General features: G+C 70.7%; 4 protein-coding genes. 3 read left to right on the top strand and 1 reads right to left on the bottom strand.

Annotated elements, in window-relative coordinates; genetic code table 11:
* The first annotated feature begins 391 nt into the window (after positions 1-391).
* The 3 genes from GT030_RS23725 to GT030_RS23735 all read left to right on the top strand — a co-directional run bounded on the left by GT030_RS23725 (position 392) and on the right by GT030_RS23735 (position 3,227).
* Complete coding sequence (locus tag GT030_RS23725) at positions 392-982, top strand: DUF5819 family protein (RefSeq protein ID WP_346009727.1); 591 nt, start codon at positions 392-394, stop codon at positions 980-982.
* Positions 972-2,108, top strand: a complete 1,137-nt coding sequence (locus GT030_RS23730; RefSeq protein WP_161202832.1) for an HTTM domain-containing protein — start codon at positions 972-974, stop codon at positions 2,106-2,108. The genes GT030_RS23725 and GT030_RS23730 overlap by 11 nt, the downstream gene beginning before the upstream one ends.
* A gap of 90 nt (positions 2,109-2,198) precedes the next feature.
* Positions 2,199-3,227 carry a 6-phosphofructokinase gene (locus tag GT030_RS23735; RefSeq protein WP_161202833.1) on the top strand — a complete coding sequence of 343 codons (1,029 nt, stop codon included), beginning with the start codon at positions 2,199-2,201 and terminating at the stop codon, positions 3,225-3,227.
* A 6-nt stretch (positions 3,228-3,233) separates the two neighbouring features.
* On the opposite strand, the gene GT030_RS23740 is transcribed toward GT030_RS23735, so the two are convergent.
* Positions 3,234-3,851, bottom strand: a 618-nt coding sequence (locus GT030_RS23740) for an aminodeoxychorismate/anthranilate synthase component II (RefSeq protein ID WP_161202834.1), incomplete at its 5' end; no start/stop codon positions are given.

Below are 3,851 nucleotides of genomic sequence, written 5' to 3' on the forward strand. Positions count from 1 at the left end.
CCACGACGTCAAGCCGGGCCACGGCCACGACAAGCCCGAGCACCACAAGCACCCCGACGAGACCTACGGCTACGAGGACAAGCCCGAGGTCCCGGAGATGGGCGACTACGGCAAGGCGTACAAGGGCTAGACGGCACCCACCGCGGTGACTCCGTCCACCGGACGACGGCGCACGGCGAGTCCTCACGGACCCGCCGTGCGCCGCCCGTGGCGATCCGCGGTGAATACCGGACACGAGCAGTCATCTGAGAGAGGCGGGGTGGCGGTGCCGACCCGAATCGAATCGGCGGACGCGGAGTCGGAGGCGATCCAGCACTCCCTTTCCGGTCCGGCCGCACCTGAAGGCCCTGGCGGCGAGCCGACGCCGGAAAGCCGGCCGGCCGGTGTCCTCGTGGTGAGGACAGGTCTGTGGACCACTGTGATCCTTTGCGTGGCGGCGACCCTCGTCCACGTGTTTCTTGTTTTCCTGCACGTCGCTCCTGCCAATACCGTGTCCAAACGATTCACCCCGCAGATCAACGCGTGGGTTTTCCCTTTTTTCGAACAGAATTGGCGGCTTTTCGCGCCGGACCCTGAATCCGTCAACCGGCAGATCCTTGTGAGAACGGCCCACACCGGGCCGGGCGGAGCCGTCCGGGTGAGCGGCTGGTTCGACCTGACCGCGGTGGACCACGCGGCGGTCGAACACGATCCGTTCCCGAGCCACACCGCCCAGAACCTGCTGCGCCGCGCCTGGTCCTCCTACGTCGATTCGCACGGCGGGGACGACAAGTCCCGCACGGAACGGGCCCTGATGATGCAGAAGTACCTGGCCGGCATCGCCGCGGAGCGGGTCGCCGCGCACAAGGGCGGCTCGTTCGACTTCGTCCAGCTGCGTGTCATCACCCGGCCCATCCCCGCCTCGGGCTCCGCCGGCACCCCGCCGAAGCCCGCCGAGAACCGGCTTCTGCCGTGGTGGAAGGTGTCCAGCCATGGGAAGTGAGCAGATCCCCTCGACCGACCGGTACGGAGCCCTCCGGGAACTGCTGACCGGCCGGCCGGTGTCCCTGTACGCCGCGTCGGTGCTGCGCATCGGCTACGGCTTCCTCTACCTGGGTTTCCTGCTGCGCGAGTTCCCGCACCGCCACGAGATCTGGGGCCCCGACTCGCCGTGGACCCCGGCCCTGGCACGGCAGCTCTTCGGCCAGACGGGCTGGAACAGCTTCCTGACCCTGTCCGACGACCGCGCCTGGCTGGAGCTCTGCTACGCGGCGGCCGTCGTCACGTCCACCCTGTTCCTGCTGGGCTGGCGCACTCGGATCACCTCCGTGCTCTTCGCCCTCGTGGTGACCTCGTTCCACGCCCGGGCGATCTTCATGACCGACGGCGGCGACAACCTGATCCTGCTGATGTCCCTCTACCTCGTCCTCACCGCGTGCGGCCGGCGCTGGTCCCTGGACGCGCGCAGGGTCCGGGCGAAGGCGGCCCGGGCGGCCGGGGCGCCACAGGAACCGGTGAAGGGCCCGCTCGTACAGGAACTCCGGAACGCCCGGATCACCCTGACCACGGTCGTGCACAACTGCGGCATGTTCCTCATCGCGGCCCAGGTCTGCTTCCTGTACGGATCGGCGGGCCTCTACAAGGTCCAGGGCGCCACCTGGGGCAGCGGCACCGCGCTCCACTACGTCCTCCACCTCGAACTCTTCCGCCCCTGGCCCGCCCTCTCCCAGTTCGTGGACGCGCACACGACGCTGATCGCGGTCGCCGGCTACATGACCGTGCTGTTGCAGGTCGCCTTCCCGTTCGTGCTCTTCGGCCGGCTCAAGTACCCCGTGCTGGTCATGCTGCTCGGGATGCACCTGGGCATCGCGGTCCTCATGGGGCTGCCGCTCTTCTCGGGCGCGATGATCATCGCGGACGCCGTGTTCCTCCCCGACCGCTTCTGTCTCTTCCTGCCCCACCTGTACCGGCGCCTGGCCCGCAGGGGCCGGCCGGTGCCCGAGGAAGCAGCCGGCGCCGCATCGGTACCCGCGCAGGCCGGCCCCGCCCCGCTCGGCTCGTCGGCCCGTCCGGCCGAGGGGGAGGACCCGGCACCCGATCCCGTCGGAGACCGCTCCGCCGCGCGGTGATTCACCGGATTCGCCCCCTACCCCTCGTTGTGTGACCTCTGTCACCCTTACCGTGGCGGAGTCGGGACACCCGCGGCGAAGGGACGGACCATGCGCGTAGGAGTGCTGACCGGGGGCGGCGACTGTCCGGGCCTCAACGCCGTCATCCGGGCCGTCGTCCGCAAGGGCGTCCAGGAGTACGGCTACGACTTCACCGGCTTCCGGGACGGCTGGCGCGGCCCCCTCGAAGGCCGGACCGTCCCGCTGGACATCCCCGCCGTGCGGGGCATCCTCCCGCGCGGCGGCACCATCCTCGGCTCCTCGCGCACCAATCCCCTCCAGGCCGAGGACGGGGTGCGCCGGGTCCGGGAGAACCTCGCCGAGCAGGACATCGACGCGCTGATCGCCATCGGCGGCGAGGACACCCTCGGCGTCGCCGCCACCCTGTACGAGGAGCACGGCGTGCCCTGTGTGGGCGTGCCCAAGACCATTGACAACGACCTCTCCGGCACCGACTTCACCTTCGGCTTCGACACCGCCGTCAACATCGCCACGGAGGCCATCGACCGGCTGCACACCACCGCCGAGTCCCACATGCGGGTGCTGGTCTGCGAGGTGATGGGCCGGCACGCGGGCTGGATCGCCCTGCACTCCGGGCTCGCCGGCGGCGCCAACGTCATCCTCATCCCCGAGCACCGCTTCGACCTGGACGAGGTGTGCGGCTGGATCACCTCCCGCTTCGAGGCCGCGTACGCCCCGATCGTGGTCGTCGCGGAGGGGGCGATGCCGAGGGAGGGCGAGATGGTGCTCAAGGACGAGTCGCACGACTCCTTCGGGCACGTCCGGCTGTCGGGGGTGGGGGAGTGGCTGGCCAAGCAGATCGAGAAGCGCACCGGCAAGGAGGCCCGCACCACCGTGCTCGGGCACGTCCAGCGCGGGGGCACCCCGAGTGCCTTCGACCGCTGGCTCGCCACCCGCTTCGGACTGCACGCCATCGACTGCGTCCACGACGGCGACTACGGCAAGATGGTCGCCCTCCACGGCACCCGCATCGAGCGCATCCCGATCTCCGAGGCGACCGCCGAGCTCAAGACGGTCGACCCGGAGCTGTACGCGGAGGCCGGGGTGTTCTTCGGCTGACCCCCGCTACGAGCCGGTGGGCGCCGTCAGCAGCCCGGAGACCAACTCCCGGACCAGATCGGCACCGTTGACGGTCAGTACCGACTCCGGGTGGAACTGCACCGACGCGAACCGGCCGGCGCGCAGCGCGTGCACCTCGCCGTCCGGCGTACGGCTCACCTCCACGCCGTGCGCGGCGAGTTCACGCGCGGCCTCGTCGTCGCAGCGGGCCGTGAAGCTGTTGTAGAAGCCGACCGTCTCCGCCCGCCCGAACAGGTCGATCACCGTCTGCGCCCCCTGGTACGGCACTTGCTTGCGGACGATGTCCAGACCCAGCTCCGCAGCGATCAGCTCGTGCCCCAGGCACACCCCGAGCACCCCGTGCCGGTGCTCGCGCAGCACGGTCGCCGTCAGCTCGCGCAGCCGCCGCATCTTCGGGTCGGCCGCGTCCGAGGGGTCACCGGGGCCCGGCCCCAGCACCACCGGACCCTCGTGCGCCCGCACCACCTCCGCGAGCCCCGGTTCGTCGAAGCGCCGTACGGTCACCTCCAGCCCGCCCGAGCGCAGGACGTGGGCCAGCATCGCGGTGAAGGTGTCCTCGCCGTCGACCACCAGTGCGTGCGCGCCCAGCGGGGCGGCCGGCTC

It is taken from the genome of Streptomyces sp. SID1328, assembly GCF_009865595.1.
GTDB classification, from domain to species: domain Bacteria; phylum Actinomycetota; class Actinomycetes; order Streptomycetales; family Streptomycetaceae; genus Streptomyces; species Streptomyces griseoluteus.